This is a genomic window from Maritimibacter dapengensis (assembly GCF_019218265.1).
In the GTDB taxonomy this organism is placed as follows: Bacteria; Pseudomonadota; Alphaproteobacteria; order Rhodobacterales; family Rhodobacteraceae; genus Maritimibacter; species Maritimibacter dapengensis.
Window position 1 is genome coordinate 920,829 of sequence record NZ_JAHUZE010000002.1, and the last position, 26,531, is coordinate 947,359.

The following is a 26,531-nucleotide window of genomic DNA, read 5'->3' on the forward strand; positions in this document are numbered from 1 at the left end:
CCACGTCGCCATCGGTCTATAGGACGGTCTAGGCAATTTGCGCCAGATTGCAAAGGCGCACGACATCGAGACCCATATGAGCGACACGGACAACCCGGCCGGGATGAGGGAAGGAGAGGACCCCCCTCGGGCCAGCTGGTGGAAACGCTACAGGTTCCACTTCCATCTTGGGTTCTGGTCGATCCTCGCCGTTGGCCTGATCTTTCTGTTTCTCGTTTTCGCCTCGATGTCGTTGACCGGACGTTCCATCGCTTTGCCGAACTGGGTGGCAGAACGTGTCGAGGCCCGATTGAACGGAGCGCTTCCCGAGGGCGAAATCACGCTCAGGCAGTTCGAGTTCGGCGTGACGCGCAAGGGGCGGCCACGGTTCCGGCTGGTCGATGTCAGCTTGCGCGACGCATCGGGACTGGACATAGCGCAGCTCAACGCCATCGAAGGCGGCCTTCGGCTGGCACCGATGTTTCGGGGGGAATTGATCCCGCGCACGGCGATCCTGTCGGGCGCACAGGTGACGTTCCGCCGTCTGGGCGACGGATCGTTCGCGCTTCAGTTCGGCCAGGGCGACACGGCAACCGGCAACCTCGCCGACATGATCGACGCGATCGACGCGACCTTTGCGCAGGGGATGTTGAACGAGGCCGGTCGCGTGGCGGCCGAGGGGCTGACCATCACGCTCGAGGACGCGCGCAGCGGCAGACTTTGGCAGGTCACGGACGGGCGACTGGAGATCACCCAGACGGACAAGATCGTCGAGACCCAGGTCAAGTTCGACGTGTTCAACCAGACCGAAGAACTTGCGGTTGTGGACTTGTCGCTCAGGTCTGACAAGGCCACGTCTGCCGCAAGCCTTTCGGCGACGTTCCAGAATGCCGGGGCGGCGGACATTGGCGCCCAATCGCCCGCGCTTTCATTCCTGCAACTCATCGACGCGCCGGTGTCAGGAGCGTTGCGCACGACCATGGGTGCGGATGGTGCACTCACCGACCTCGCGGGCGTGCTTTCGATGGACCAAGGTGCCGTGAAGGCCGCACCGGGCGCCAAGCCGGTGACGTTTGGCGGCGCGAAAGGTTATATCGACTATGATCCCGATAAATCAGAGCTGAACCTGTCGAGCCTGACATTCTCGTCCGAGTTGGGTGAGATCGAAATGGACGCAAAACTCCATTTCGTGGATTACGCGGCGGGGTGGCCGCAGTCGGTGCTCGGTCAGATCCGGCTGTCGCGTGCGCTTCTGACGGACACGCGCCTGTTCGATGCACCGCTCGAGATCGACCGCGGTTATGCCGACATGCGGGTTCGGCTTTCACCGTTCGAGCTCGACATCGGGCAGGCCGTGCTGTTCCACGACGATCATCGCTATGAAGTGACCGGGGAGATAAGCGCGACGCGTGAGGAATGGGATCTCGCCCTTGACATGCATGTGCCGGAACTGACCGTGGATGAGCTGAAATCGGTCTGGCCGAAGCCGGTCTCGGCCAATGCACGCAAATGGGTGTTCGATCGCACGGAAAGCGGCACGATCCGGGATGTGCACATGGCTTTGCGAGGTCCGAACTTGCAAGATGCGAGCCTTGTTATCGGAGGCAGGCTTTCCGATGGCACCGTGAAGGTGCTGCCGACATTGCCATCGGCCCGAAAGGCGAGCGGATACCTGTCGTTGTCCGACCGGGAAATGGTCGTGCATGTGGAGGCGGGCGAGTTCCCGTCTCCTGCCGGAGATGCGGTTGATGCGTCGGGAACGACCTTCACGATCCCGGACGTGACCCAGAAGCCGGGCCGAGGGGTCGTCGACCTGCGCTTGGCGGGGCCGGTGCATGCTGGCCTCGGGCTTCTGAACCTGCCACCGATACGCGCGCTTGACGGCACCGGGTTTGGCACGGATGTGGTGGCGGGAAAGTTCGACGCAGAGGGCACAGCGCGGTTTCCGTTGTTGAAAGACCTGCCCGCCAACGAAATCGAATACGATGTCGCCGGCCATCTGGTCGACGTCGAAACAGAAAAGATCGTTCCCGGAAGCGTTCTGACGGCGGACAACCTGTCGTTCAAGGCCGATCCGCAATCGGTCACTATCTGGGGGCCGGGCAAGATCGGCGACAGCGCGGTCACGGCAACATGGACACAACCGTTCGGCAAGGATGCCGCGCAGGCGGGGTCCAGTGTCACCGGAAGGGTCGCGCTTTCGTCTTCGCTCAGCGACGAGTTCGGACTTGGAATCGGGGAGATGATCAGCGGGTCGACACCCACGAGTTTCGTGCTCGATCTGGTGCCGGGAGAGCCGCCGAAACTCACCGCATTGTCGAAGCTCGAAGGGCTGGGCATCACGATCCCGCAGGTCGGATATCGCAAGTCTCCCGACAGTTCAGGCAACCTGACGGCCAGCGCCATTCTCGGGCCCCAGCCCGAAGTGACGGACTTCCGGCTCGTCGCGCCCGGCCTGACCGCGCTTGGCGATATCACGACGCGCGAAGGGGGCGGGCTCGACCGTGTGCGGATGTCGCGCGTAAAGCTGGGCAATTGGCTCAACGCCCCCGTCACTCTGACCGGACGTGGCGGCCAGCCGATGTCCATCGACGTGCTGGGAGGGCTGGCCGACCTCAGACAGGCGGGCTTCGATACAGGCGGGGGTGGGAGCCTTGGCGCTGGCGGTCCGAGCCAGCCACTTTCGATCCGGCTCAAACGGCTCGACATCGCCGAGGGCATCGTCCTCCACAATTTCCGGGGAGCTTTCGACCTCGCCGGAGGGTTGTCGGGGGACTTCACGGCTCAAGTAGAGGGAGGCATCCCCATCGAAGGCACGGTCATTCAGACCGCGCGAGGGGCGGCGTATCGTATCACGTCGAAGGATGGGGGCCGGACCCTCAAGGGGTTGGGCGTATTCGCCAAGGCGCAGGCGGGGCAGTTGGAAGTGGTGCTTGTCCCGACGGGCGAGCCGGGCACGTTCGAAGGCGACATGCTCCTGACGAACACACGACTGGTCGATGCCCCCGCTATGGCCGAAATGCTGGCCGCAATCTCGGTGGTCGGGCTGATCGACCAGCTTGACGGCAAGGGGATTTTCTTCTCCGAGGTGAAGGGCCGTTTCCGTCTGTCGCCCAAGCGGGTGACGCTTTACGAGAGTTCCGCGATTTCGTCGTCCATCGGCCTGTCGCTCGACGGGTATTACAACCTCGATTCCAATACGCTCGACATGCAGGGCGTCTTGTCCCCGTTCTACCTGATCAACTCGATCGGGCGGGTTCTGTCGGCGCGGGACGGCGAGGGGCTGCTCGGGTTCTCGTTCACGCTCACAGGGCCGGACAGCAACCCAAATGTCGGGCTTAACCCGCTCTCGGCCTTGACGCCCGGCTTTCTGCGCGAGATTTTCCGCCGCCAGGCCCCGACCAAGCCCGGAGAATGATGTGACGCACGAAAACCAGCCCGCCTTCGGTGAGCGGCTGTCGGATTACGATTTCGATTTGCCCGAAGACCTGATCGCGACGCGGCCCGCGAAACCGCGCTCATCCGCGCGGCTTCTGGTGGCGCGGGGAGATGCGATCCTTGATCGGGGTGTGACCGATCTGGTGAGTTTCCTGAACCCCGGCGACCGGCTGATCCTGAACGATACCAAGGTGATCCCGGCGCGGCTGGAAGGATACCGTGCGCGGGGCGAGGCGCAGGCGAAAATCGAAGTCACGCTCCTCGCGCCCGCGTCCGAACCGGGCCAGTGGATGGCGCTGGTCAAGCCATTGCGCAAGGTGAAAGACGGCGAATCCATCGTCTTCGGTGCCGGGCTGGTGGCGCGGATCGAGGGCCGGGACGAAGGGCAGGCACGGCTGAGTTTCAACGTCACAGGTGATGCATTCGACGCCGCTTTGTCCGAGGCCGGGCGCATGCCGCTTCCGCCTTATATCGAGGCAAAGCGCCGCGCCGACGCACAGGACCGAGAGGATTATCAGACGGTCTGGGCGCGAGAGCTTGGCGCGGTCGCGGCTCCGACGGCGTCGCTCCATTTCGATGCCACGCTACTGAAGGCGCTCGCGGCGCGCGGCGTCGAGACGAGTCACGTGACGCTGCATGTGGGAGCGGGCACGTTCCTTCCGGTCAAGGTGGACGACGTGCGCGAACACCGGATGCACGCCGAATGGGGCCGGGTGAGCAGTGACGCGGCCGACGCGATCATGGCAACACGGGCGGCCGGTGGACGCGTCATTCCGGTTGGGACCACCGCCCTGCGCCTAATCGAGAGCGCGGCGACGGCGCCGGGGGAAATCGCGGCGTGGCAGGGGGCGACCGACATATTCATCCGGCCTGGATATGAGTTCAGGATCGCGGACGGGTTGATGACCAATTTTCACCTGCCGAAATCGACCTTGATGATGCTCGTCTCGGCGCTCATGGGGATCGAACGGATGCGCGCGATTTATGCCCACGCAATCGCTGAACGCTATCGGTTCTTCAGCTACGGAGATGCGTCGCTGCTCTTGCCGAACGGGTGAAGTGGCGGCCCCGAAGCGCCTCCGGTCCGGGGCCGAGACGAGGCGCTACTCCTCGTACCACCACGTTTCGGGCATGAACCCCTGCCAATCGCCATACATCGGCAGCCGGTCAGGATACCGAAGCTCCTTGGCGTGGGCGATGCGCGAAATGTCGGCATACCAGAACGGAATGACGTAGCGCCCAGCGGTCAGGATGCGGTCGAGCGCCTTGGTCGCCGCGAGGCTCTCTTCGCGACTCGTCGCCGAAAGCATCTTGTCGATCATCGCGTCGATGGCCGGGTCCGCGACGCCCATCCAGTTTCGGCTGCCTTCCTGATCGCGTGACCCCGAGCCCCAATAGAGTTTCTGCTCGTTGCCCGGCGACAAAGACACCGAGCGCCAATAGGAGGTCATGTCGAAGTCGAACGTATTCGTGCGGTCGGTGTATTGCGCGGTGTCGACCGATGTGATCGTCGGGTCGATCCCCACGCGTTGCAACGCGCCGCGATAGATTTGCGTGATCTGCCGGTCACGTGTCGGGTCTCGGGTGGCCGTTGGGCTGATGACGATCTCGAAGCTCAGCGGCACGCCGTCGGCGTTCTGCATCACGCCGTCCACCGGCTCGTACCCGGCCTCTGCCAGCAGGTCGAGTGCACGGGCCACGCCGCTGCGGTTGCGTTCCGATCCGTCGCCGACGGGCAGGGCGTAACCCTCGATCGTGCCGGGAAGCAGGTCGTCGGAGAAGGGTTCGAGCAGTTCGGCGACACGCCCCGTCGCAGGTTCGCCGACCTCCATTCCGAGCACGGAGTTTGAAAAATACGATTGGATACGCGGTTCACGTCCACCGTTGAGGGTCTGGTTGATGAATTCGAAATTGAACAGCTCGATCATCGCCTGACGCACGCGCCAGTCGTCGAACGGAGCGCGGCGGGTGTTCATCACCAGCCCTTCGATCCCGGTCGGGCGCTTGTGGCTGATCTCGGACAGGACCACATCACCGCTTTGGGCCGAGGGGAAATCATAAAGCGTCGCCCACTTCTCGGCGTTGCCTTCGCGGTAGATGTCGGCTTCGCCCGCCTTGAACGCCTCGAAGATCACATCGCCGTCGGCGTAGAAATCGTAACGCAACGTGTCGAAATTGGCCTGGCCCTGCATGAACGGTACATCCTTGCCCCAATAATCGGGGTTACGGTTCAGTTCGAGGTATCGGCCCTGTTCGAAATCGCCAATCACGTAGGGTGAGGAACCGATGGGCAGGACCTCGACGCCGGAGCGTTCGAAATCCAGCCCTTCCCACTGCGCCTTTTTCAGGATCGGGCGCAATCCCATGATCAGGGCAAGTTCACGGTTGTCGGTGTTGAAGGTGAACTTCACGGAACGCGGTCCGGTCTGCTCCATCGTCTCCACCGCCGACCAGCTGTTTCGGTAGCGCGGATGCCCGACAGTGCCCAGGGTTTCGTAGGACCACATGACGTCTTCGATCGTGACCGGGCTGCCATCCGAGAATTCAGCTTCCTCGCGCAGGGTGAATTCAACCCACGTTCTGTCTTCATCAGTATCGACGGTTTCCGCGAGCAAGCCATAGAGCGTGAAGGGTTCGTCGTAGTTCCGTCCGAGCATCGATTCGAACAGGACGAAGCGCAATTGCCAGGGTGGTGTGCCCTTGGTGATCACGGGGTGCAGGGAATCGAACGTCCCCGATTCGCCGAAAGTCGCCGTGCCACCTTTGGGGGCGTCCGGGTTGACCTGTTCAAGATGTTGGTAATCAGCGGGAAGCTCCGGGTCGCCGTACATGGCGATCCCGTGCATCGGTTCCGCCGACACGGGAGCGGCGAACGCGCCGATTGTGCAGGCGAGCGCGAAAACCCGCATATGTTGGGTGAATTGGGGATATCCTGTGAAGCGCATGACTGCCGCCTCTCCTTTTGAGCTGGAGTTTCAACCGAGCGTAGTGGGCGTTTCTTGCGTTTTCAAACTTTTAGCTTGGACTCGCGCAGCACGTTGTCTATATTGAGATCACTGCTCGATAGGTTTCTTGCCTGTATGAAACCTGCCTCAATGACTGAACGCCGGCCTTGTGCCGGCGTTTTTTTTGACCGCATGAGAGCATCAGACCAGATTGAGGACCAGTTTCGCGGCGATCGCGAGCATGACCAGACCGATGATGGCATCGAGGACCTGCCATGCCCGAGGCGCGCTCATCACCGGAGCAAGCAGGCGGGCGCCATATCCAAGCGAAAAGAAAAACACGAAAGACGCGATCACGGCACCGATGCCGAATGCCAGCCGTAGATGCCAGTCTTCATATTGCGTCGAAACCGCGCCGATCAGCCCAAGCGTGTCGAGATAGACATGAGGATTAGCCCAGGTGAACGCCGCCGCAATGGCGAGCGTGCGCCCGAGGGAATGCCCGCGTCCAGCGATGTTCATGCCTTCGTGGGCTCTCCGCGCCGCCCAGAGACGGCTCAGGCCGTAGGCCGTCAGGAAGATCGCGCCGCCAATGCTCATCACGACGGGCAGGGCGGGGATCGCTTCGGTCAGGGCACCAAAACCTGCGACACCAGCCGTAATCAGAAGCGCATCGGACCCCGCGCAGAACAGGCAGAGCCAGAATACGTGTTGATGCAGAAGCCCCTGACGCAGAACGAACGCGTTCTGCGCACCAATGGCCAGGATCAGGGAGAACCCGGTTGCAAATCCTGTGACGGCCGCTCCGGTCACTCTTTCACGAGCGCTTTCACGGCTTCCGGATTTGGCGGCTCACCGTTTTTCCCGCCGGGATAGACCAGGCCGGCGGAAATCACCAGTTTCGCCGCGTCCTCCACCCCCATGCCCAACTCGATTACGGAATGGCGGGGCACGAAGAGCAGGAATCCGGACGTCGGGTTCGGTGTGGTGGGCAGGAATACGGAAATCAGATCTTCGTCCACCGGGATCTTGGAATCTATTTCGCCCTTCGCCGTTGTCGAGATGAAGGCGATGGCCCAGATCCCCTTGCGCGGGTATTCCACGAGACAGGCCTTGTCGAACTTTGCTTCGCTCTGGGCGAACACGGTTTCGGCAATCTGCTTGATCCCGTTGTAGAGCGACCGAAGGACAGGGATCCTGTCGACGATCGTTTCGCCCCAGGCGATGAACTGGCGGCCGATGAGACCCTTTGCGATCCATCCGACAAAGACCGTGAAGAGAAGGAAGATCACAACACCGAGGCCACGGATGTTGACCGTCACGTTCTCACCGAAGATCGAAATGAACCAGTCACTTTCGCCGAACCAGCGCTGGATCAGCATATCGGGGTGATAAGCCTTCGGAACGAAGGGAAGAACCCAGCCGTCGATCCAGCCGACGAAGGTCCAGATCAGCCAAAGGGTGATGGCGATGGGGGCGACCACCACGAGCCCGGTCAGGAAATTGTTGCGAAGCCCTGCGAACGGACGCCAGCGTCGGCGGTGCTCGGGGTCGTGAGGTTGTTTTGTCATATGTGCTGCGCGGCCTTCAAAGTCCTTGCATATCTATGCGCTGCAGCGCGGCGCGGCAACGGTTAGTGCCGCGTTTGGTTCATTTTCACGTGACGCGCCAATCGTCAGGTTGTCGTAGCTATGGCGATCGCTGCGCCGAGACGCGCATTGTTGAGCACAAGCGCGATGTTGGCGGCAAGCGACGCGCCTTCGGTTGCATGGAACACGCGGTCGAGCAGGAACGGCGTCACGTCCTTGCCCGATACGCCCTGAGTCTGGGCCAGCGACAGGGCCTCGGCAATCACCGGCTCGATCACATCTCGCGGAATCTCTGCGTCTTCGGGGATCGGATTGGCGACGAGTTGTCCTCCCGGAAGGCCGAGCGCCAGACGCGTGTCCGCTGCCCGCGCGATTTCCGCGCCAGTATCGAGGCGAAGAGGAGCGCGAAGACCCGAAGACCGGGACCAGAAGGCCGGCATGTCGTCCTGTCCGACTGCGATCACCGGCACACCGTTGGTTTCCAGCACTTCGAGCGTCGCCGGAATGTCGAGAATCGCCTTTGCACCCGCAGCGACGACCGTCACCGGGGTCTGCGCGAGTTCCAGCAGGTCGGCCGAGATGTCGAGGCTCGTCTCCCATCCGCGATGCACCCCGCCGATCCCGCCGGTCGCGAACACGCGGATACCGGCGAGATGGGCCACGATCATGGTTGCAGCCACTGTCGTCGCACCTGTGCCGCCGGACGCAACGCAGACAGCGAGGTCGGCGCGTGACAGCTTGGCGACGTCTGTGGTCTGGCCCAAGGCTTCGAGTTGATCTTCGGTCAGGCCGACGAGGATCTGCCCGTCGATGACCGCGATGGTCGCAGGCACCGCGCCGGCCGCGCGAATTTCGGCTTCGACGGCACGCGCGGTTTCCACGTTTTGCGGATAGGGCATGCCGTGGGTGATAATCGTGCTTTCGAGCGCGACGAGGGGCGAACCCGTTGCGCGTGCGTTTGCGACCTCGGGCGAGAATTGGAGCTCGATCATTTTGGCGTGCCTCCCGACACAAAGGTTGCTGCTGCGCGAAGTGCGGTGTCGAGCGCCGCTTGCGCGTCTTCGCGGCGAAGCTCTGCGGCGATATGGGCGGCCATGAAGGTGTCGCCGGCGCCGGTTACGCGGACCTGTGCGACCTTGGGCGGCGCTGCACTGATCGTGCCTTCGAAGGTGCCAAGGGCGGCAGACCGCGCGCCATCGCTGACCATCGCGCGGGTCGCGCCAGCGGATACGAGCGCCTCAGCCGCGAGATGCGCCCCGTCGAAGCTGCGCCCCAAGAGCAGCCCCGCCTCTTCCAGGTTGACGTAGAGCGTCGCGCCCGGATGGGCCAGAAGCGGCGTGAGCCGCGTGGCCTTGCCGGGGCTGGCCGGTGCGATGCGCAGGTCGGCGGCGCGGAACGCGGGTCGTTCGGCGATGTTGGCCAGGAGCGTTTCGGTCAGGTTGCCGTCAAGCGCGATGGTGCCGGGGTAGGGTGCCGCGTCACTCCCGAGCCGCCCGTCGAGCAGTGGCGCGAGGATGCGCTCTCCCGCGGCCTCCAGCGAATGGGCGTCGCACATGGCGGCGACAAGCCCGCTCCCGTCTTCGATCGCGATGTAACTGTCGGTGGGCAGGTCCGGGTCGCGGGTGAGATAGCGTGTGACGAGGTTCATGTCCTCGCAGGCGGCGGCGAGTTCATTGCCTGCCGGATCGGTCCCGAGCACCGAGACGAGACCCGGCACCAACCCGAACCCCTTGAGCGTCATCGCGATGTTCAGTGCGACGCCCCCGGGAATGCGGACGATCCGCCCCGGCACGTCATTGCCCTTGACCATTTCGGCACCAGTGCGTCCGACGACATCCCAAAGGACGCTGCCGATGCACAGAATGTCGGGTGTCTTGTCCATGTGACCTTGGACCATGAGGGGCAGGGGGTTGCAATAGCGCTTGGCCTGCGCTAAATCGCGCGCACTTCACAGACGGGGCTTGGGCCTTGCGGGGAGACATCCCGCTCGTGTCCGCCGGTTGGTGAGGTGCCGCGTGCACCAAACCTCAAGGTTCCGTCGAGGCGCAAACCGGAAAAGGATATTGGACATGGCGCTCCCTGAATTCACTTTGCGTCAGCTTTTGGAAGCTGGCGTTCACTTCGGCCACCAGACTCAGCGTTGGAACCCCCGCATGGGCGAGTTCATCTACGGTGAGCGGAACGGCATCCACATTTTCGACCTGACCCAGACGCTCCCGATGCTCGACGCGGCGCTGAACGTGATCCGCGAGACCGTCGCCAAGGGCGGCAGCATCCTGTTCGTCGGCACCAAGCGTCAGGCGTCCCGCCCGATCGCGGAAGCGGCCGACAAGTCGGCACAATTCTACATGAACCACCGCTGGCTCGGTGGCACGCTGACCAACTGGCAGACCGTGTCCCAGTCGATCAACCGCCTCAAGGGTTACGACGAAACGCTCGCAGGCGGCGCTGATGGCCTCACCAAGAAAGAACGTCTTGGGATCGAACGCGACCAGGCGAAACTCACCGCTTCGCTCGGTGGGATCCGCGAAATGGGCGGCCGTCCTGATCTCCTGTTCGTCATCGACGTCAAGAAAGAAGAACTGGCGATCAAGGAAGCCAACAAACTGGGCATCCCGGTCGTGGCCGTGGTGGACACGAACTGCTCGCCTGATGGCGTGGATTACATCATCCCGGGCAACGACGACGCCGCTCGTGCAATCGCGCTTTACTGCGATCTCGCCGCACGCGCCGCGCTCGATGGCATGTCGGGTCAGCTCGAAGCGGCCGGCATCGACGTGGGTGCGCTCGAAGAAGCACCGGTCGAAGAGGCCGTTGCCGAAGAGACCCCGGCAGAAGAACCTGCCGAAAGCTGAGTGCGGTCGGCGCGGCCCTCGGGCCACGCCTGTCACATTCCTGATACCGGGGGCAGGCACACCGCCCCCGGAACCCTATCGACGTAAGGAGAGCCGAACATGGCGATCACCGCTGCACAAGTGAAAGAACTGCGTGAAATGACCGGCGCGGGCATGATGGATGCCAAGAAGGCGCTTGTCGAAAACGATGGCGATATGGACGCCGCAATCGACTGGCTGCGCACCAAGGGTCTCGCAAAGGCCGCCAAGAAATCGGGCCGCACCGCTGCCGAAGGTCTCGTCGGCGTCGCCGTCGAAGGCAACACCGGCATCGCCGTCGAAGTGAACTCGGAAACCGACTTCGTGGCCAAGAACGCCGAATTCCAGGGCATGGTCGCCAAGATCGCGAACGCCGCCTTGAAAGTGGACGATATCGACGCGCTGAACGCCGCCGACATCGACGGCAAGTCGGTGGCTGACACCATGACTGACGCCATCGCCAAGATCGGCGAGAACATGGGCGTTCGTCGTGTCGAGAAGATCACCGGTGAAACCGTCGTGACCTACATCCACAACGCCGTCACCGACGGCATGGGCAAGATCGGCGTTCTCGTCGCGCTCAAAGGTGGTGATGAAGCCTTCGGCAAACAGGTTGCGATGCACATCGCCGCTGCGAACCCGGCCGCGCTGAACGAAGCCGAGCTGGATTCTGGCGTGGTCGAGAAAGAGCGCCAGATCCAGATCGACATCGCCCGCGAATCCGGCAAGCCCGAAGAAGTGATCGAGAAGATGATCGTTGGCCGCATGAAGAAATTCATGGGCGAAGTCACGCTTCTCGGCCAAGCCTTCGTCATCAACCCGGACCTGACCGTCGAATCTGCTGCGAAAGAGGCCGGCGCCGAGATCACCGGCTTCATCCGTATGGAAGTCGGCGAGGGTATCGAAAAGGAAGAAGAAGATTTCGCTGCTGAAGTGGCGAAAGCCGCACAAGGCTGATCTTCAAGGACACCGTCGGATCAGGCCGGGGTCTGGTCCGCGTCGCGGCGCATGGGGAAACTCATGCGCCGTTTTCGTGTCGAGAGTATTGGGATGGAACATCCCGTAATCGCGGGCGCTCCATCCCCGTTCCTAAAGGCCTAAAAAGCCACCACTCACGGAACGTTCCGATACTCCGCGATTCACCTCCGGATCACCAGTAAGGTTTTCCTTACCTGTAACCTGTCTGCCTCACACATGGGACAGGGAGTGACACATGAAGAGGCGCGCTTAATTGTTTCGAAAGCAGAAACAATCAACGAGTGTCAGATTTTTCCGATTTCATCGTTCAGGCGGAATGTGTCGCTGTGGCTACGCACGTACATCTGGTTGAGGAACGTCAGTTTCGCGACCGCCTGGGGCGTCGTTTCGACGCCTAGTTTTTCGCGCGCCAGCCGCAGGTGCTTCTCGATGGTCGGGACCGAAACACCCATGATCGTTGCAACGTCCTGGTTCGATTTGCCTTCCGCAACCCATTCGAGCGCCTCAAGCTGTCGTTTGGAGAGTTTTGTTCGTTTGGTTTCAATCGGTAAGGAAGCGATTTTCAGGTGGACCAGATTACACAAAACTTCGATCTCGCGACCGAACTCCGCCCAGATGCGGTCGAGGTCAGCCTGGTTGTGGCCACGTGCACCAGTCAAGGCGAACAGCGCGTATGAGCGCGGGGACAGGGTAGGGACCGCGATCGTGTATCCGGCTGTGACGCCCATCTGTTGATTGAACGCGATCACGTTAAGTTCTTCGGGGGAAAGGTTCGCACGGTCGGTCCAGATCGTGCCCCAGGACGTCGAGCCACTTCGGTTCTGCCGCGCCCAGCGAGTCAGCGGCGCGTGAAGAAACATCTTACCGCCGATGAATTCGTTGAAATAATCCGGATCGTGGTTCGTCAGGAACAGCGCGTCTTCCAGCTCGCCGACACCATGTTGAGTCGCAAATTTCGTGTAGCCGTAGATCAGGCGGTCGAATCCGTAGGACTTCATACGAACGCAGTTCAGGTGCCAGACGTGCTGTAGCGATGATGTGCGCACGAGCTGGTCGAGGAATTCCAGCATCGGTTCAAAGCCTTCCCGTATCTGGTACCGCGTTCTCGAGGCGCGCGGCTTCCCGTGGTTCCAGTCCAACAGACACATGTTAGCGCTTGCTGTCGAGAGGGAAACCTTCAAATTGCAAAATCATTGCGGAATGCAATTGGGCCGTACACCGGACGCAGGAGCGTAGGCCGTTGATATCATACAGAGTCGGGCAATATGCGCACTTTACATAATACCGATTATACGCATTAACCATGAGGCCGGGCTCAGCCCAAAGCGTACCCCGTCCCCCGCACGGTTCGCAGCGGGTCCGACCCGCCGTGTTGGCACAGCGCCTTGCGCAACCGCCCGACGTGAACGTCGACGGTCCGGGTGTCGACGTAAACGTCACGACCCCAGACACGGTCGAGCAATTGCTCACGGCTCCACACGCGTCCCGGTTTCTCCATGAAGGTCGACAGCAGACGGAACTCGGTCGGCCCCAGCTTGATCGCTTCACCGCCGCGGGACACGCGATGGGTTTCACCGTCGAGCAGGATATCGTCGTATGAGAGCGCCTGCCCCAGCGATGCGGGTCTTGTCCGTCGGAGCTGCGTGCGGATGCGTGCCATGAGCTCCTGCACGGAAAACGGCTTGATCATGTAATCGTCGGCGCCGGTTTCCAGACCCCGCACGCGGTCCATCTCGTCGGACCGGGCCGACAGCATTATGACGGGAATGTCCGAGGTCTCGCGTTTCGATTTCACGCGGCGGCAGATCTCGATTCCTGATACGCCGGGCAACATCCAGTCAAGCAGGATCAGGTCGGGGCCGATCTCGTCGACCAGAACCATCGCGTCATCGCCGTTCTCGGCCATCGACACGTCATATCCTTCCGACCGCAGATTGTAGCGCAGGATCTCGCGTTGGGCCGGCTCGTCCTCAACGAGGAGCACGAGAGGTTTCTCTGCGCTCATTCATCTGCCTCGTCGCTGCCGTCCCCACCGTCCATCTGATAGATCTCGGTGTTCGATTTCGGTCGGGACTCTTCGGGCATCTCGCCGGTCGCAAGATAGATGACCTGATCGGCGATGGACGTCACGTGGTCGCCCATGCGCTCGATGTTTTTGGCGATGAAATGAAGATGCATGCAGGCCGTGATATTGCGTGGGTCTTCCATCATGAAGGTCAGGAATTCGCGGAACAGGGCATTATACATCTGGTCGATTTCAAGGTCGCGGTGCCGCACTTCGTTTGCAGCGGTCGCATCCCGGCGAATATAGGCGTCCAGCGCGTCGGACAGCATGGATTCGACTTCTTTTGTCATCCGCCGGATCGCACTGGAGGTGCCTTCGATGGGCTGCATCTGGGCAAGCACTTCGGTCCGCTTCGCAATGTTTTTGGCATAATCCCCGATGCGTTCGAGGTTGCCGCCAATCTTCATCACGGACAGAACGGTGCGCAGATCCCGCGCGGCCGGTTGCCGCAGCGCGAGCAAAGTGGCGCATTGCGTGTTTATCATCTCTTCCAGTTCGTCGATCTGCTTGTCGCCGCGCCGGACCTGTTCGGCCTCTTCGACATCACGGGACTTGAGGGCTTTGCCGCTCGCGCGAATGGCCTCTTCCACAAGCCCGCCCATCTTCATCACGAGCGCCTGGCAGGCCTCGAGATCGCGGTCGAACGCCGAGGCGATATGTTGATCACTCATCATGGTTTCCTGTCTCCCTACCCGATCCGGCCGGTGATGTAGCTTTCCGTTCGCTGATCGCGAGGATTGGTGAAAATCTCGTTGGTGTCGTCGTATTCCACGAGGTTGCCCAAATGGAAAAACGCGGTCTTCTGGCTGACGCGGGCCGCCTGTTGCATCGAGTGCGTGACGATGACGACCGAGTAGTTTGCCTTCAGTTCGTCGATCAGTTCCTCGACCTGAGCGGTGGCGATCGGGTCGAGCGCCGAGCAGGGTTCGTCCATCAGGAGCACCTCCGGTTCAGTTGCGACCGCACGGGCGATACACAGGCGCTGCTGCTGACCGCCGGAAAGGCCGGTTCCGGGCGCGTCGAGCCGATCCTTGACTTCGTCCCAGATCGCGCCGCGACGCAGCGACTTCTCGACGATCTCGTCCAACTCGGCCTTGTTTCGCGCGAGCCCGTGAATGCGCGGACCGTAGGCGATGTTGTCGTAGATCGACTTGGGAAACGGGTTCGGCTTCTGGAACACCATGCCGACCTTCGCGCGAAGCTGAACCGGGTCGACTTTCGCATCGTTGATATCCTCGCCATCAAGCAGGATATCGCCCTCGACCCGGCAAATCGGGATCGTGTCGTTCATGCGGTTGAGCGAGCGCAGGAAGGTCGACTTGCCGCAGCCAGACGGCCCGATGAAGGCGGTCACGGTCTTGTCGAGGATGTCCACGTTCACGTCTTTGATCGCGTGATTGTCGGCGTAATAGACCTGCACGTCTCGACAATTGAACTTGGTTTCCATCGCGTCCACCCCGACCTTCGTATCGATATTGTCTTTCATCATAAGGTTCCCCTACCCGCGATTACCAGCGGCGCTCGAAGCGACGGCGCAGAACCACCGCGACAATGTTCATGATCATGAGGAAGATCAGCAGAATGATGATCCCGCCCCAGGCTTTGTCGTAGAAGGCCACGTCGGCGCGTGCAGCCCAGGTGTAGATCTGTGCGGGCATGGCCGAGTTCGGCTCCACGAAGCCCTGCAGAAACCCGTCTGGATAGCCGCGCGCCACGAAACCGACCATGCCGATGAGCAGAAGCGGCGCGGTTTCCCCGAGCGCCTGCGCCAGCCCGATGATCGTGCCGGTCAAAATGCCGGGCATGGCGAGCGGCAGGACGTGGTGGAACACGGTCTGCATCTTCGACGCGCCGATGCCGAGGGCCGCTTCGCGGATCGACGGCGGCACCGCTTTGAGCGAGGCGCGCGTCGAAATAATGATGGTCGGCAGTGTCATCAGCGTCAGGACAAGCCCACCCACCAGCGGCGCGGATTGCGGCAGATGCATGAACTGGATGAAAACGGCGAGGCCGAGAATACCGAACACGATCGACGGCACGGCCGCGAGGTTCGAGATATTCACCTCGATCAGGTCCGTGAACCGGTTCTGTACCGCGAACTCCTCGAGGTAGATCGATGCCGCGACACCGATGGGAAGCGACAGGAACAGAACGACCAGCATCATGAAGAACGAGCCGACAACCGATGCGCCGATCCCTGCCCCGCCCGGGTTGTCGACGCCGCTGTCGGCGCCGGTGATGAAAGGCCAGTTGAACTCACTGGTGATGATCTCGCCTTCGACCAGCCGGTCGACGAGGTCGAGGTCGGCGGCCATGAGGAACCGGCTGTCGGTCATCGACTCGCGCGTCACGCGCCCGGTCAGGTAGCCATCCACGCGCGATGAGGTGGCCAGGCTGAAACTGACCTCTTCGCCCAACTGGTTTTCGTTGGCGCGATAATATTCGCGGATCGTGCTCCCCACCTTGCCGAGCAGACGTTCGATGGTATCGGCGTCGAACTCCGCCTCCACGCCCTGTTCGCGCAGTTGGTTGTCGAGCGCCGCGATGAAGAAATCCGAATAGGCCTTGGTCTTGAACAGGGTGCCTTCGGCTTCTTCGTATTGCGTTTGCGTCAGGGTGAATGGCACATCGACCACGGTCCGGGTGAACGCCGGCGCGCCGGAGCGGATGATCGAGGCAAACAGGACGACCAGAAAGAACAGCCCAATTCCGATCGCGATCTTGCCATAGGTGCGGAAGCGTTTTTCGGCGCGGTTACGCTTCGCGGTGCGCGCGTCGATTGAATGGATCGAGCCGCGCGGGGCCGGTGCGCCGCCTTGAACGGTTGCGTCGGTCATTCGTATTGCTCCCGGTATTTGCGCACGATGTAGAGCGCGAAGACATTGAGGCCGAGCGTGATGACGAACAGCGTCATACCGAGCGCGAACGCGACCAGCGCCTCGGGTGAAGCGAAATCGGCGTCGCCCGTGAGTTGGCTCACGATTTTGGCGGTCACGGTGGTCATCGCCTCGAACGGGTTGAGGTCGAGCTTGGCCGCCGCCCCTGCCCCGAGCACGACGATCATCGTTTCACCGATGGCGCGGGATGAGGCCAGAAGGATCGCGCCGACGATACCCGGCAGCGCGGCCGGCAGCACGACCTGGCGAATGGTCTCGGACTGGGTTGCGCCCAGGCCGTAGGAACCATCTCGCATGGACTGTGGAACGGCGTTGATGATGTCGTCGGAGAGCGACGAGACGAAGGGGATCAGCATGATTCCCATGACCAGGCCAGCGGTCATCACTGCCGTTCCTGCCTGCATCCAGCCCAGCCCGTTGGGGCCGAAGACAGACAGAAGGAGTGGCCCGACCGTCAGGAGTGCGAAAAGACCATAGACGATGGTCGGAATGCCGGCGAGCACCTCGAGCATCGGTTTGGCAACCGAGCGCACCCGCGACGAGGCATATTCCGAAAGATAGATGGCCGAGAACAGACCGATCGGAACGGCGACGAGCAGCGCGACGATCGAGATATAGAACGTGCCCCACAGAAGCGGCAGGACGCCGAGCTCGGATGAGCCCCCTCGCCCGGAAAAACTCGGCGACCAGGTGGTCCCGAAGAAGAAGTCCGACGCTGGATAGAGCCGGAAGAATTCGACGGTGTTGAACACGAGCGACAGGACGATGCCCACCGTCGTCAGGATCGCAATGGACGCGGCTGCGATCAGGAGCATCCTGATCGACGTCTCGACCGTGTTGCGTGCCCGGAACTCGGCCTTGGTTTCCCGGATCCCCCAAAGCGCCCCGAGTATGGACAGCGCGATCACGGCGCCGCTCATCAGCGTTTTTCCGGTCGCATTGAGCACACGGAACCTTTGAGCGGCCCGCAAGACGGGCTGCGTCACCTGCGAGGTCACGATGGCACCGGCTTCCTGAAGCCTTTCCGTCACGTCATTGAAATCGGCGCGGGCATTCCTGGCGAAATCCTCGGTCATGCCGCCTGAAGCAACGGCTGCGTCCAGCCCGTCTGCCGCGCGGCGAACCTCGGCCATCACCAGCCCGCGTGACGAATTGTCCGGTATGGCGCTTTCAGGGATCAGGCCCGAGACGCTGGACGCGACGACAAGCGGTTGCGCGAGCAGCCAGACGATCATCACAAGGAATGCAGGCACGATTGCCTTGATGACCACGTTGTTGCCGTAAAAGCTCGGCAAGGAGTGAAGCTTGCGCGCATCGCCCTCGGCGGAGGAGAGCGCACGGGATCGCCCGACGACGAACCCGGCCGCTGCGATCGCCAGGACGATCAGGATGAGCCAGAAAACAGGCATTTGCCCCCCAGGGTTCAGGTTGCGTTTCGTGGAGCTTAAAAAGTTCCTAAAAGGCGTGGGGGCGGCGGAATATGCCGCCCCCTTATTATCCGGCGAGCCGGATTACATGGTCTCTTCGCCTTCAACCATGCTCTGCGTGGCCGACAATTCGGGGTCGGACACCAGGCCGTAGTTGGCAAGCGGGCCGTTCGGGCCGGCCAGTTCGTCGGAGATGAAGAACTGAGCGTATTCCTTGAGGCCCGGAATGACGCCGATGTGCGCTTTCTTCACGTAGAAGAACAGCGGACGCGACACCGGGTATTCACCCGACGCGATGGTTTCGGTCTTGGGTTCGACACCCGACATGGTCGCCACTTTGAGCTTGTCGGTGTTGTTTTCGTAGAACGCGAGACCAAACACGCCGATGCCGTTCACGTTGGCGTCGATACGGGCGAGCGTTTCGGTGTAGTCGCCGTCGATGTCGGTCGACTTGCCGTCGGTGCGCACGTCGAGACAGGCGTCTTCGGCGTCGTCTTCGGACATGCCGCCGTCGATCATCGCCTGCATCGCGCCGGTTTCTTCGCAGCCGATCAGAAGCACTTTTTCCTCGAACACTTCACGGGTGCCGTGCTTGGTGCCGGGGATGAACGCGGCGATTTCGACGTCGGGCAGTTCGGCGTTGAATTCGGCCCAGGTGTTGTAGGGGTTATCGACGACTTCGCCGTCTACCAGGACCTTCGCGCCAAGCGCATTGAAGATGTCGGTCGGTTCGAATGCGGTGAAGGCGGGGCCATCTTTCTGGCTCGCGAACACGATGCCGTCGTAGCCGATACGCACTTCCATGATGTCGGTCACGCCGTTGGCGGCACAGGCTTCGACTTCCTTGTCACGGATGGCGCGCGATGCGTTGGCGACGTCGATGGTGTTCTCGCCCACGCCTTCACAGAAGCGCTTGAGACCGGCAGACGAGCCACCCGATTCCACGACGGGCGTCGGGAAGTCGGTGTTGTCGCCGAATGCTTCAGCCACGATCGAGGCATAGGGCAGCACGGTCGACGACCCTGCGATCTGCACGTTTTCACGAGATTGCGCCACGGCAGCGGACGCAGAAACGGCAGCGATCGCCAAGGTCGAGGCGGTCAGTTTCACGAAGGACATGTCAGTCTCCTGGATTGTTTTGCAACAGGCGCCGAATGGCGACTGCCCGCGGTCCTAGGGTGAGTCTGCTATCCTTTTGTGACAGGTTTGTAACAACTGTGTAACAGACCGCGAGAAACCTGGGCATAAGTCACGCGACCGGCAGCGCGACCTCGAAGCGGCTGCCCTGCCCCGGTTCGGACGTGATACGCAACCGCCCACGGTGCCTGTTGATGATGTGCTTTACGATGGCGAGACCCAGCCCCGTGCCGCCCATACCGCGCGACCGATGTGTGTCGACGCGGTAGAACCGCTCGGTGAGACGGCCCAGATGGCGGTCGTCGATTCCATCCCCCTTGTCCTCGACGCGAATGATGACGCCGGGCCCGCGCAGGCGGGGATCGTGGCCGACCTGTTCCAGCGCGATGGTTACGATACCCCCGGACCCACCATACTTGATCGCGTTCTCGACGAGGTTGTTAAACACCTGGGTCAGCTGGTCGGAATCGCCGGGCACGACCACCGGTGCCGCACATCCGTCGAGCACGATCTCGACACCGCGCTCTTCCGCCTTCGGGCCGAAGGACCGCGCAACACTTGTCAGAAGACCCGCGACATCGACGGTGTCCGTGGGGCGCTGACCTTCCGTGTCCTCGACCTTCGCAAGGGACAGCAGGTCATCGACAAGCCGGTGCATGCGTCGGGTCTCACGCTCCATGATCTCGAGAAACTGTGCACGCGCGTCCGAATCATCGCGGGCCGGCCCCCGCAGCGTTTCGATGAACCCGGAAATCGCCGTAAGCGGCGTGCGCAATTCGTGGCTTACGTTCGCGACGAACTCGGATCGCATTTCGCCGGCCTGTTCGGCGGCAGTGATGTCTTCGAATGTCAGGATCAGCCCCTCTGCACCACGTGACATCGGCGTGACGAGAACGTCGTAATTGCGTTCCCGCCCCACGCGCAGCATTGCATGACGCCCATGGGTCGCCCGCCCTTCGTCCAAAGCCGTTTCTATGGCGCCGAGCAGTGCGGGTTGACGAAACACGGTGGCATAATGGCGACCGAGAACCGCTTCGCTGAAAAGCGCGACAGCTTGCGGATTCATCGCGTCGATACGGTCATTTGGCCCAATCCAGGCGGCCGGTATCGGTATGGCGCTGAGAAAGTGATTTCGGTCCATATGTTCCCCGTTGGCACTCTCTTTACGCGGCGAAAATGGGACACGTCGAGAGTTAGGCATCTTTAAACGTGCCTTTTCGACTCAGTCGATTGATTCTTTCGAGAGCACAACCTAAGGTAATATCGCGTGATTGAAGTCAGGACCTAGTTGAAACCCTTTCCCTGGGGGCGCAGAAGCTTTGACTCTCATTCAGGCACGTCGGGAGACAACCGACGACCCGTCGAACACGATATCTCCAACACCAGAAACCGGCACCCTTCGCGTGCTCGTCATCGGCGAGACACCTGATGGCTATGTCGCGAAGCAGGCCGGCGCCAACGCGCAGCGGACATTCGTCGCATTCGAAACGTTGACAGAGGAACGCTTCCTGGCCATCGCGCCTGACGTGGTCCTGTCGCCTCTGGTGACACCTCGTTTCGATTGTCTTGAACTGGCAAACTGCCTTGAACGCTTCGGGTATTCAGGGCGTTACCGGGCGCTTTCACCGAAACTGCCGCGCCCGGACCTCGTGAGGGCCGAAGTGCGCGGGCAGTTTCCGAAGCTGGATTTTGATCTCGTGTACTTCGAAGAAGCCCGCGCCGTACCGGTCGCCTGAGAGAACAGAGCCCGATTGCCGCGTCAGAAGATGAGATCGTGGTCTTGCGATCCGACCTTTTCGTAATGGCGGGCGAGCGCGTGGAGTGCGATGCGAAGGACGATTTTCCCGGATCGTGCGGGAAACTCGTATTCTTTCTCGATCTTCTCCATGCCCCATTCCTCGCAGACGGCCATGACCACGGTTTCCGCAAGTTCGGGCCCGATCGCGCGGACTGCATCGACGAGATGCCCGAGCGCCAGTTCACCCCGTGAGACCGCCAGCGCCGTGGCGCCCTCTTGCCGGACCGGCGCCTTGACGCGACCCTCCATCAGCGCTGCCAGATCATCGCCGAGTGCACCCGAGACGCGCGCGATTTCGAAGCTTTCGCGGAACCTCTCGGCGGCCTGGACGAGGGGTGCGGCGAGAAACGCCTGTCCATTGCCCCGTTTTCGACGCGCCAGAACCCTGAGAGGCGCTTCCGTCCCGGCCGACCGGCTGAGGCGGCCCTTCGGAATGCTTCCGTCGATCCGCTCGTCCGCTTCGCCCCTGCCCTGCGCCCTTTGCGACTCGGTCCGTGCCAGAAGACGCCCGAGTTCCGCGCGCCCCGCCGCCGTGATCGCGTAACGCCCCAGGCGGCCTTTCATCCGCCCCTCGATCCATTCCTTCAGAGCCATGATCTCGGCCACTTCTCGGGGAATGACAGCGCGACGCACCGGCCGGTCGCCTTCTTCATTCGCAACGATCACGGCATCTTCGACACCTTCCGCAATGACGAGTAAAGCACGCGGCTCGGTCAGTGCCTTGAGCGCGCGCTGAATATCTCGGTCGAGCTTTTTCCGCTCCCGTTCGGTTCCGGCCAGAGACATATGCGTTCCTTTTCGACCTGCGCACCCGGATCCCCCGGTGCGCCAGAATGTTTCCAGGGTCGAAAGCGCAGCATCGGCCAGCGGATCGTCTCTCAGACCCTCGGTCCGTCGGACCTGCCGCATGATCGTGGACGCATGGCAACCGCGCTTTCGGGCGATATGCCGGAAACTGTTTCCTCCCTCGAGGTGAGCGAGGTAGGTCTTCACCGGGTCCGGGACCCAGTCGGGCAAGGCTGGTTTCGGGCACGTGTGCCCGTTGAGATGCGCGTGCATCCAATCCCTCCTGATTGTCCACCAATTGGAAACGACTCAACCTTAGGATGTATTTTTATCCACAGGCAAACCGGAAACATGGTGGATTACCTACACAGTTCGGCATAAAATCAGCCTGTTAGACTGTGGATAACACATCGCAAACGCACCGAACGCACCTCAATCGCGCGACGCAACACCCGTTTTAGTTGTGCGATAACCGATCCGAATCATCCTTCGGAGGTGTGCAAATGTCTGACGTTCTTCTGGCTCTGTCCCGGTTGAAACGCCCGGCCCTGCTTCTCAGCGCAGCCCGCCACGCGGCAACGGCATACGATCGTGACCGGGATCTTGCGCGGGTACTTGGGAAAAGCGTCGGTCTCGCGCCTCATGGCGCGCTTGAATATCTCTTGGGCGAAGAAGCCCAACTGAATGAAACCCGGCGCCGCGGTGACGCTGGATACTCCACGCCGCGCCACATTCAGGTGCTCACGGCCATCCTGGCGGAGGCCCGGTTCCTAAAGGGACCGCGCCCGCTTTGAATGCTACGTGTAGGCGTCAGGCATCTCTTCCTTACGCCTGGCGATATAGGCATCGAGCGCTTCACGAATGCCCTGATCGAGTGCCGGCGCCTGGTAATTCGCGAGCATCGCCGCGACCTTTTCCGAGGCAAGCGTCGCCGTATCGCGCGCGCCTTCGTCTTCCCAGGTCTCGAACGCTTTGTAATCGAACACCTTCGACGCCCAGAACGCTTCCTTGAAGTTCGCCTGCGTGTGAGCGCAGCCAAGGTAGTGCCCCCCCGGCCCCACCTCGCGGATCGCGTCCATGGCTTGGGCATTCTCGTCCGTGGCGATCCCGGCGGCCAGTTTGTGGAGCGTGCCGAGCTGGTCGGCGTCGATCACGAATTTCTCGAAGCTCGACACCAGCCCGCCCTCGAGCCAGCCACAGGCATGAAGCATGAAATTCACACCGGCGTTCAGACCCATCTGAAGGGAATTGGCGCTCTCGTAGCCAGCCTGCGCGTCATTGATCTTGGACCCGGTGAAGCCGCCGGCAGACCGGAACGGCAAACCCACGCGCCGGGCGAGTTGTCCGGCGCCCGTCGTGATCTGCGTGGCCTCGGGCGTTCCAAAAGTCGGGGCGCCGGAGTTCATGTCGATCGAGGTCACGAACGCGCCGAAGATGACAGGTGCGCCGGGGCGCACGAGCTGGGAATAGGCCACGCCCGCCAGCACTTCTGCCAGCACCTGTGTCAATGTCCCCATGACCGAGACCGGGGCCATCGCCCCGCCGACGATGAACGGAGAGACGATGCAGGCCTGACCCGCCGCCGCATAGACCTCGAGCGTGTTCATCATCACGTTGTCGAAGGTCAGCGGCGAGTTGATATTGACGAGCGACGTCATCACCGCGTTCTGGTCGACGAAGTCATCTCCGAAGACGATCTTCGACATATTCACACAGTCCCGCGCCCATTCGTGGTCGGTGACGGCGCCCATATAGGGTTTGTCGGACAGGGTGACATGGGCGTGGATCATATCGAGGTGGCGTTTGTTCACCGGCACGTCCGTCGGTTCGCACAGCGTGCCGCCGGACAGGTGCAGCCACTTCGACATGTAACCCAAACGGACGAAGTTGCGAAAATCCTCGATCGTCGCGTACCGACGCCCGCCGTCATAGTCGCGCACGAACGGGGGGCCATAGACCGGCGCGAAGACGAGATTGTTGCCGCCGATTTCGACCGAACGCTCCGGGTTTCGCGCATGATGGGTGAACTGGCGCGGTGCGGTTTCGCACAGCTTTCGCGCCAAGCCACGCGGAATATGGACACGGTCGCCGCGAACGTCTGCCCCGGCTTCCCGCCAACGCGCAAGCGCGCCGGGGTTTTCTGCAAAGACCACGCCAATCTCTTCCAGCACGGTCTCCGCGTTCGTCTCGATGATCGTCAACGCCTCTTCGTCGAGATACTCGAGCGGCTTGATCTTGCGCTGGATCGTCGGGGCGACATCGAACTTGACCGATGTCCGCTCAGCGCGGCGCGCCGCGCCGCCTCCGGACCGACCTCGACCGCGACGTGCGGGTGCTGCTTGATCTTCGGACATGTTCTACTCCCGATGGCCTTTGTCCGTTTTTACCTGTCCACCGGAAAAGCTGCGTCGAATTTGCGACGTTTCGCGCGTGAAAGCGACTTGATGCGCGGTTACTTCGCGCCGCCCTTCGGCTCGGTGATCGCGTCCATGTCGACGAGGTTCCATGGCATCCCGGCCTGACGATAAATACGTTTTCCCTTGTCGGGATAGTCGCCGACATCGTGGGAAAGCCTTTCGCCGACGATGATACAGCGCAACGTCTCGGTGCCAGTATTCAAGATCGAATGCGCCGCGCCACCCTTTCGGTAACCGATGAAATCACCCGGTCCGATATCGTGCTCGTCCTCCCCGATCCGCGCCGTGGCGGTGCCGGAGAGGACATAGACGCATTCGTCCTCGTGGTAGTGGCGATGGAATTCCGTCGTCTCGTGGCCCGGTTCGACCTCGATGATGTGGAACCCGATCCCCGTCAGCCCGGTGACGTCACCCAGCGACTTGTTCACACGTTGCGCGTTGTCGTTCAGAAAATGCGACTTCGACAAACCCTCCATCGCGGCAATTTCCTCGGCCTTCACGAGATAAACGTCGTCACCCATCCTGCGCCCTTTCATGCTGCCTTGCAGAATATGCGCACCCCGCGCAGCCTGCAAACCGCGCTTTGGTCTTGCGCGGGCGGGCGGCGGGTCCTAATCAGCGGCTATGCAAACGACTTCGCACGACCGCCTTCTCATCATCGACTTCGGCAGCCAGGTCACGCAGCTTATCGCGCGTCGCCTTCGCGAGCTGAATGTCTATTGCGAAATCCACCCCTATCAGAACGTGACCGACGCGTTCCTGAAGGACTTTGCGCCCAAAGCGGTGATCTTTTCAGGTGGTCCGGCCAGCGTGATCGACGAAGGCTCACCCCGCCCGCCCGAAAGCGTCTTCGACCTCGATGTGCCGATCCTTGGCATCTGTTATGGCCAGCAGGTCATGATGCAGATGCTCGGCGGCAAGGTCGAGCGCGGCCACGGAACCGCCGAGTTCGGCCGCGCCTATGTCGAGCCGACCGGGGCGGAAAGCGACCTTCTGTTCGGCTGGTTCGTCGGAGGGCGCGAGCAGGTCTGGATGTCGCACGGCGACCATGTGTCCGAAATCGCGCCCGGGTTCGAGGTCTACGGCACCTCACCCAACGCGCCGTTCGCGATCACTGCCGATGTTGAGCGACGGTTCTACGCGGTGCAGTTCCACCCGGAAGTGCATCACACGCCGAACGGCCCGACCTTCTACGAGAACTTCGTGCGCATCGCCGGGTTCGAAGGCGACTGGACCATGGGCGCCTACAAGGACGAGGCGATTGCCAAGATCCGCGAACAGGTCGGTGACAAACAGGTGATCTGCGGCCTGTCCGGCGGGGTCGACAGCTCGGTGACGGCGGTGCTGTTGCACGAAGCGATCGGGGATCAGCTGACCTGCGTATTCGTCGATCACGGGCTGCTGAGGTTGAACGAAGCCGACGAGGTCGTGACCATGTTCCGCGACCATTACAACATGAAGCTCATCCACGCCGACGAGTCCGACTTGTTTCTTGGCGAGCTCGAGGGCGTCTCGGACCCGGAAACCAAGCGCAAGACGATCGGCAAGCTCTTCATCGACGTGTTCCAGAAATACGCGAGCGAGATCGACGGGGCCGAGTTCCTGGCCCAGGGCACACTTTACCCGGATGTGATCGAAAGCGTCAGTTTTTCGGGTGGCCCGAGTGTCACGATCAAGTCGCACCACAATGTGGGCGGGCTGCCCGAGAAGATGGGCCTCAAGCTGGTCGAACCCCTGCGCGAGCTCTTCAAGGACGAGGTCCGCGCTTTGGGCCATGAGCTTGGGCTGCCGGCAAGCTTCATCGGCCGCCACCCCTTCCCCGGCCCCGGCCTCGCCATCCGTTGCCCCGGCGAGATCACCCGCGACAAGCTGGAGATCCTGCGAAAGGCGGACGCGGTCTATATCGACCAGATCAGACGGCATGAGCTGTATGACGAAATCTGGCAGGCCTTCGTCGCGATCCTTCCGGTGCGCACCGTCGGCGTCATGGGCGACGGGCGGACCTACGACTACGCCTGTGCGCTGCGTGCCGTGACCAGCGTCGATGGGATGACGGCAGATTATTATCCTTTCAGCCATGAATTTTTAGGCGAAACCGCGACCCGCATTATCAACGAGGTGCCCGGGATCAACCGTGTGACCTACGACATCACCTCGAAGCCTCCGGGCACGATCGAGTGGGAATAGAACGAAGGCCATTGC

The 26,531-nt window shown here is 61.8% G+C and carries 23 protein-coding genes; 7 read left to right on the forward strand and 16 right to left on the reverse strand.

The features are described 5' to 3' along the window. Positions 1–76: 76 nt before the first annotated feature. Together KJP28_RS10900 and queA are read left to right on the forward strand one after the other, a co-directional pair. On the forward strand, positions 77–3,397 hold the full coding sequence (locus KJP28_RS10900; RefSeq protein WP_218392563.1) for a DUF3971 domain-containing protein: 3,321 nt from the start codon (positions 77–79) through the stop codon (positions 3,395–3,397). 1 nt (position 3,398) lies between these two features. Further along, positions 3,399–4,475 carry a tRNA preQ1(34) S-adenosylmethionine ribosyltransferase-isomerase QueA gene (queA, locus tag KJP28_RS10905; protein WP_218392564.1) on the forward strand — a complete coding sequence of 359 codons (1,077 nt, stop codon included), beginning with the start codon at positions 3,399–3,401 and terminating at the stop codon, positions 4,473–4,475. A gap of 45 nt (positions 4,476–4,520) precedes the next feature. Here queA and KJP28_RS10910 read toward each other — a convergent pair whose 3' ends face one another. From KJP28_RS10910 to KJP28_RS10930, 5 genes are all read right to left on the reverse strand, one after another. After that, positions 4,521–6,362: an extracellular solute-binding protein gene (locus KJP28_RS10910; protein ID WP_418887925.1), complete on the reverse strand. Its 1,842-nt coding sequence runs from the start codon at positions 6,360–6,362 to the stop codon at positions 4,521–4,523. A 201-nt stretch (positions 6,363–6,563) separates the two neighbouring features. Continuing rightward, positions 6,564–7,175, reverse strand: coding sequence for a LysE/ArgO family amino acid transporter (locus tag KJP28_RS10915; RefSeq protein ID WP_218392565.1), 612 nt, complete (start codon positions 7,173–7,175; stop codon positions 6,564–6,566). Next, complete coding sequence (locus KJP28_RS10920) at positions 7,172–7,933, reverse strand: DUF502 domain-containing protein (protein ID WP_218392566.1); 762 nt, start codon at positions 7,931–7,933, stop codon at positions 7,172–7,174. Before KJP28_RS10920 ends, KJP28_RS10915 begins: the two co-directional genes overlap by 4 nt. A 104-nt stretch (positions 7,934–8,037) precedes the next feature. Next, positions 8,038–8,943 (reverse strand): pseudouridine-5'-phosphate glycosidase, encoded by a 906-nt coding sequence (locus tag KJP28_RS10925; protein WP_218392567.1) that lies wholly within the window; start codon positions 8,941–8,943, stop codon positions 8,038–8,040. After that, entirely contained in the window at positions 8,940–9,833 is an 894-nt protein-coding gene (locus tag KJP28_RS10930; RefSeq protein WP_218392568.1) for a PfkB family carbohydrate kinase, read from the reverse strand. The genes KJP28_RS10925 and KJP28_RS10930 overlap by 4 nt, the downstream gene beginning before the upstream one ends. A gap of 187 nt (positions 9,834–10,020) precedes the next feature. Between KJP28_RS10930 and rpsB the strand changes: the two genes are divergently transcribed. Both rpsB and tsf read left to right on the forward strand, forming a co-directional pair. After that, positions 10,021–10,806, forward strand: coding sequence for a 30S ribosomal protein S2 (gene rpsB / locus KJP28_RS10935; RefSeq protein WP_218392569.1), 786 nt, complete (start codon positions 10,021–10,023; stop codon positions 10,804–10,806). Positions 10,807–10,905: 99 nt separating this feature from the next. Beyond that, positions 10,906–11,781 carry a translation elongation factor Ts gene (gene tsf / locus KJP28_RS10940; protein WP_218392570.1) on the forward strand — a complete coding sequence of 292 codons (876 nt, stop codon included), beginning with the start codon at positions 10,906–10,908 and terminating at the stop codon, positions 11,779–11,781. Positions 11,782–12,086: 305 nt separating this feature from the next. On the opposite strand, the gene KJP28_RS10945 is transcribed toward tsf, so the two are convergent. From KJP28_RS10945 to KJP28_RS10980, 8 genes are all read right to left on the reverse strand, one after another. Next, on the reverse strand, positions 12,087–12,983 hold the full coding sequence (locus tag KJP28_RS10945) for a helix-turn-helix transcriptional regulator (protein ID WP_255552303.1): 897 nt from the start codon (positions 12,981–12,983) through the stop codon (positions 12,087–12,089). 134 nt (positions 12,984–13,117) lie between these two features. After that, positions 13,118–13,807: a phosphate regulon transcriptional regulator PhoB gene (gene phoB, locus KJP28_RS10950; protein WP_218392571.1), complete on the reverse strand. Its 690-nt coding sequence runs from the start codon at positions 13,805–13,807 to the stop codon at positions 13,118–13,120. Next, a complete protein-coding gene (gene phoU, locus KJP28_RS10955) occupies positions 13,804–14,538 on the reverse strand; it encodes a phosphate signaling complex protein PhoU (RefSeq protein WP_218392572.1) in 735 nt (244 codons plus the stop codon). Before phoU ends, phoB begins: the two co-directional genes overlap by 4 nt. Before the next feature lie 17 nt (positions 14,539–14,555). Then, positions 14,556–15,314, reverse strand: coding sequence for a phosphate ABC transporter ATP-binding protein PstB (gene pstB, locus KJP28_RS10960; protein WP_218392870.1), 759 nt, complete (start codon positions 15,312–15,314; stop codon positions 14,556–14,558). 61 nt (positions 15,315–15,375) lie between these two features. Beyond that, complete coding sequence (gene pstA, locus KJP28_RS10965) at positions 15,376–16,704, reverse strand: phosphate ABC transporter permease PstA (RefSeq protein ID WP_218392573.1); 1,329 nt, start codon at positions 16,702–16,704, stop codon at positions 15,376–15,378. Further along, on the reverse strand, positions 16,701–18,173 hold the full coding sequence (gene pstC / locus KJP28_RS10970; protein WP_218392574.1) for a phosphate ABC transporter permease subunit PstC: 1,473 nt from the start codon (positions 18,171–18,173) through the stop codon (positions 16,701–16,703). The genes pstA and pstC overlap by 4 nt, the downstream gene beginning before the upstream one ends. Before the next feature lie 102 nt (positions 18,174–18,275). Further along, positions 18,276–19,310 carry a substrate-binding domain-containing protein gene (locus KJP28_RS10975; RefSeq protein WP_218392575.1) on the reverse strand — a complete coding sequence of 345 codons (1,035 nt, stop codon included), beginning with the start codon at positions 19,308–19,310 and terminating at the stop codon, positions 18,276–18,278. Between the two features lie 130 nt (positions 19,311–19,440). Further along, positions 19,441–20,469, reverse strand: a complete 1,029-nt coding sequence (locus tag KJP28_RS10980; RefSeq protein ID WP_218392576.1) for a sensor histidine kinase — start codon at positions 20,467–20,469, stop codon at positions 19,441–19,443. A 178-nt stretch (positions 20,470–20,647) separates the two neighbouring features. On the opposite strand from KJP28_RS10980, the gene KJP28_RS10985 reads away from it, so the two are divergent. After that, entirely contained in the window at positions 20,648–21,064 is a 417-nt protein-coding gene (locus KJP28_RS10985) for a hypothetical protein (RefSeq protein WP_218392577.1), read from the forward strand. A gap of 23 nt (positions 21,065–21,087) precedes the next feature. Here the strand turns inward: KJP28_RS10985 and KJP28_RS10990 are convergent, their stop codons facing one another. Then, positions 21,088–22,185: a DUF6456 domain-containing protein gene (locus KJP28_RS10990; protein ID WP_218392578.1), complete on the reverse strand. Its 1,098-nt coding sequence runs from the start codon at positions 22,183–22,185 to the stop codon at positions 21,088–21,090. A 230-nt stretch (positions 22,186–22,415) separates the two neighbouring features. On the opposite strand from KJP28_RS10990, the gene KJP28_RS10995 reads away from it, so the two are divergent. Then, positions 22,416–22,706 carry a DUF6477 family protein gene (locus KJP28_RS10995; protein ID WP_218392579.1) on the forward strand — a complete coding sequence of 97 codons (291 nt, stop codon included), beginning with the start codon at positions 22,416–22,418 and terminating at the stop codon, positions 22,704–22,706. 3 nt (positions 22,707–22,709) lie between these two features. Here the strand turns inward: KJP28_RS10995 and KJP28_RS11000 are convergent, their stop codons facing one another. Further along, positions 22,710–24,266 carry a trimethylamine methyltransferase family protein gene (locus KJP28_RS11000; RefSeq protein ID WP_218392580.1) on the reverse strand — a complete coding sequence of 519 codons (1,557 nt, stop codon included), beginning with the start codon at positions 24,264–24,266 and terminating at the stop codon, positions 22,710–22,712. A gap of 98 nt (positions 24,267–24,364) precedes the next feature. After that, positions 24,365–24,850 carry a cupin domain-containing protein gene (locus KJP28_RS11005; protein WP_218392581.1) on the reverse strand — a complete coding sequence of 162 codons (486 nt, stop codon included), beginning with the start codon at positions 24,848–24,850 and terminating at the stop codon, positions 24,365–24,367. Positions 24,851–24,953: 103 nt separating this feature from the next. Between KJP28_RS11005 and guaA the strand changes: the two genes are divergently transcribed. Then, positions 24,954–26,516 carry a glutamine-hydrolyzing GMP synthase gene (gene guaA / locus KJP28_RS11010; RefSeq protein ID WP_218392582.1) on the forward strand — a complete coding sequence of 521 codons (1,563 nt, stop codon included), beginning with the start codon at positions 24,954–24,956 and terminating at the stop codon, positions 26,514–26,516. Positions 26,517–26,531 lie beyond the last annotated feature (15 nt).

Bases quoted from the DNA above. Each gene is read 5' to 3' on its own strand.
- KJP28_RS10900 (WP_218392563.1), top strand. From the start codon at position 77: ATGAGCGACACGGACAACCCGGCCGGGATGAGGGAAGGAGAGGACCCC.
- KJP28_RS10910 (WP_418887925.1), bottom strand. From the start codon at position 6,362: ATGCGCTTCACAGGATATCCCCAATTCACCCAACATATGCGGGTTTTC.
- KJP28_RS10920 (WP_218392566.1), bottom strand. From the start codon at position 7,933: ATGACAAAACAACCTCACGACCCCGAGCACCGCCGACGCTGGCGTCCG.
- KJP28_RS10925 (WP_218392567.1), bottom strand. From the start codon at position 8,943: ATGATCGAGCTCCAATTCTCGCCCGAGGTCGCAAACGCACGCGCAACG.
- KJP28_RS10930 (WP_218392568.1), bottom strand. From the start codon at position 9,833: ATGGACAAGACACCCGACATTCTGTGCATCGGCAGCGTCCTTTGGGAT.
- rpsB (WP_218392569.1), top strand. From the start codon at position 10,021: ATGGCGCTCCCTGAATTCACTTTGCGTCAGCTTTTGGAAGCTGGCGTT.
- tsf (WP_218392570.1), top strand. From the start codon at position 10,906: ATGGCGATCACCGCTGCACAAGTGAAAGAACTGCGTGAAATGACCGGC.
- phoB (WP_218392571.1), bottom strand. From the start codon at position 13,807: ATGAGCGCAGAGAAACCTCTCGTGCTCCTCGTTGAGGACGAGCCGGCC.
- phoU (WP_218392572.1), bottom strand. From the start codon at position 14,538: ATGAGTGATCAACATATCGCCTCGGCGTTCGACCGCGATCTCGAGGCC.
- pstB (WP_218392870.1), bottom strand. From the start codon at position 15,314: ATGGAAACCAAGTTCAATTGTCGAGACGTGCAGGTCTATTACGCCGAC.
- pstA (WP_218392573.1), bottom strand. From the start codon at position 16,704: ATGACCGACGCAACCGTTCAAGGCGGCGCACCGGCCCCGCGCGGCTCG.
- pstC (WP_218392574.1), bottom strand. From the start codon at position 18,173: ATGCCTGTTTTCTGGCTCATCCTGATCGTCCTGGCGATCGCAGCGGCC.
- KJP28_RS10975 (WP_218392575.1), bottom strand. From the start codon at position 19,310: ATGTCCTTCGTGAAACTGACCGCCTCGACCTTGGCGATCGCTGCCGTT.
- KJP28_RS10980 (WP_218392576.1), bottom strand. From the start codon at position 20,469: ATGGACCGAAATCACTTTCTCAGCGCCATACCGATACCGGCCGCCTGG.
- KJP28_RS10990 (WP_218392578.1), bottom strand. From the start codon at position 22,185: ATGCACGCGCATCTCAACGGGCACACGTGCCCGAAACCAGCCTTGCCC.
- KJP28_RS10995 (WP_218392579.1), top strand. From the start codon at position 22,416: ATGTCTGACGTTCTTCTGGCTCTGTCCCGGTTGAAACGCCCGGCCCTG.
- KJP28_RS11000 (WP_218392580.1), bottom strand. From the start codon at position 24,266: ATGTCCGAAGATCAAGCAGCACCCGCACGTCGCGGTCGAGGTCGGTCC.
- KJP28_RS11005 (WP_218392581.1), bottom strand. From the start codon at position 24,850: ATGGGTGACGACGTTTATCTCGTGAAGGCCGAGGAAATTGCCGCGATG.
- guaA (WP_218392582.1), top strand. From the start codon at position 24,954: ATGCAAACGACTTCGCACGACCGCCTTCTCATCATCGACTTCGGCAGC.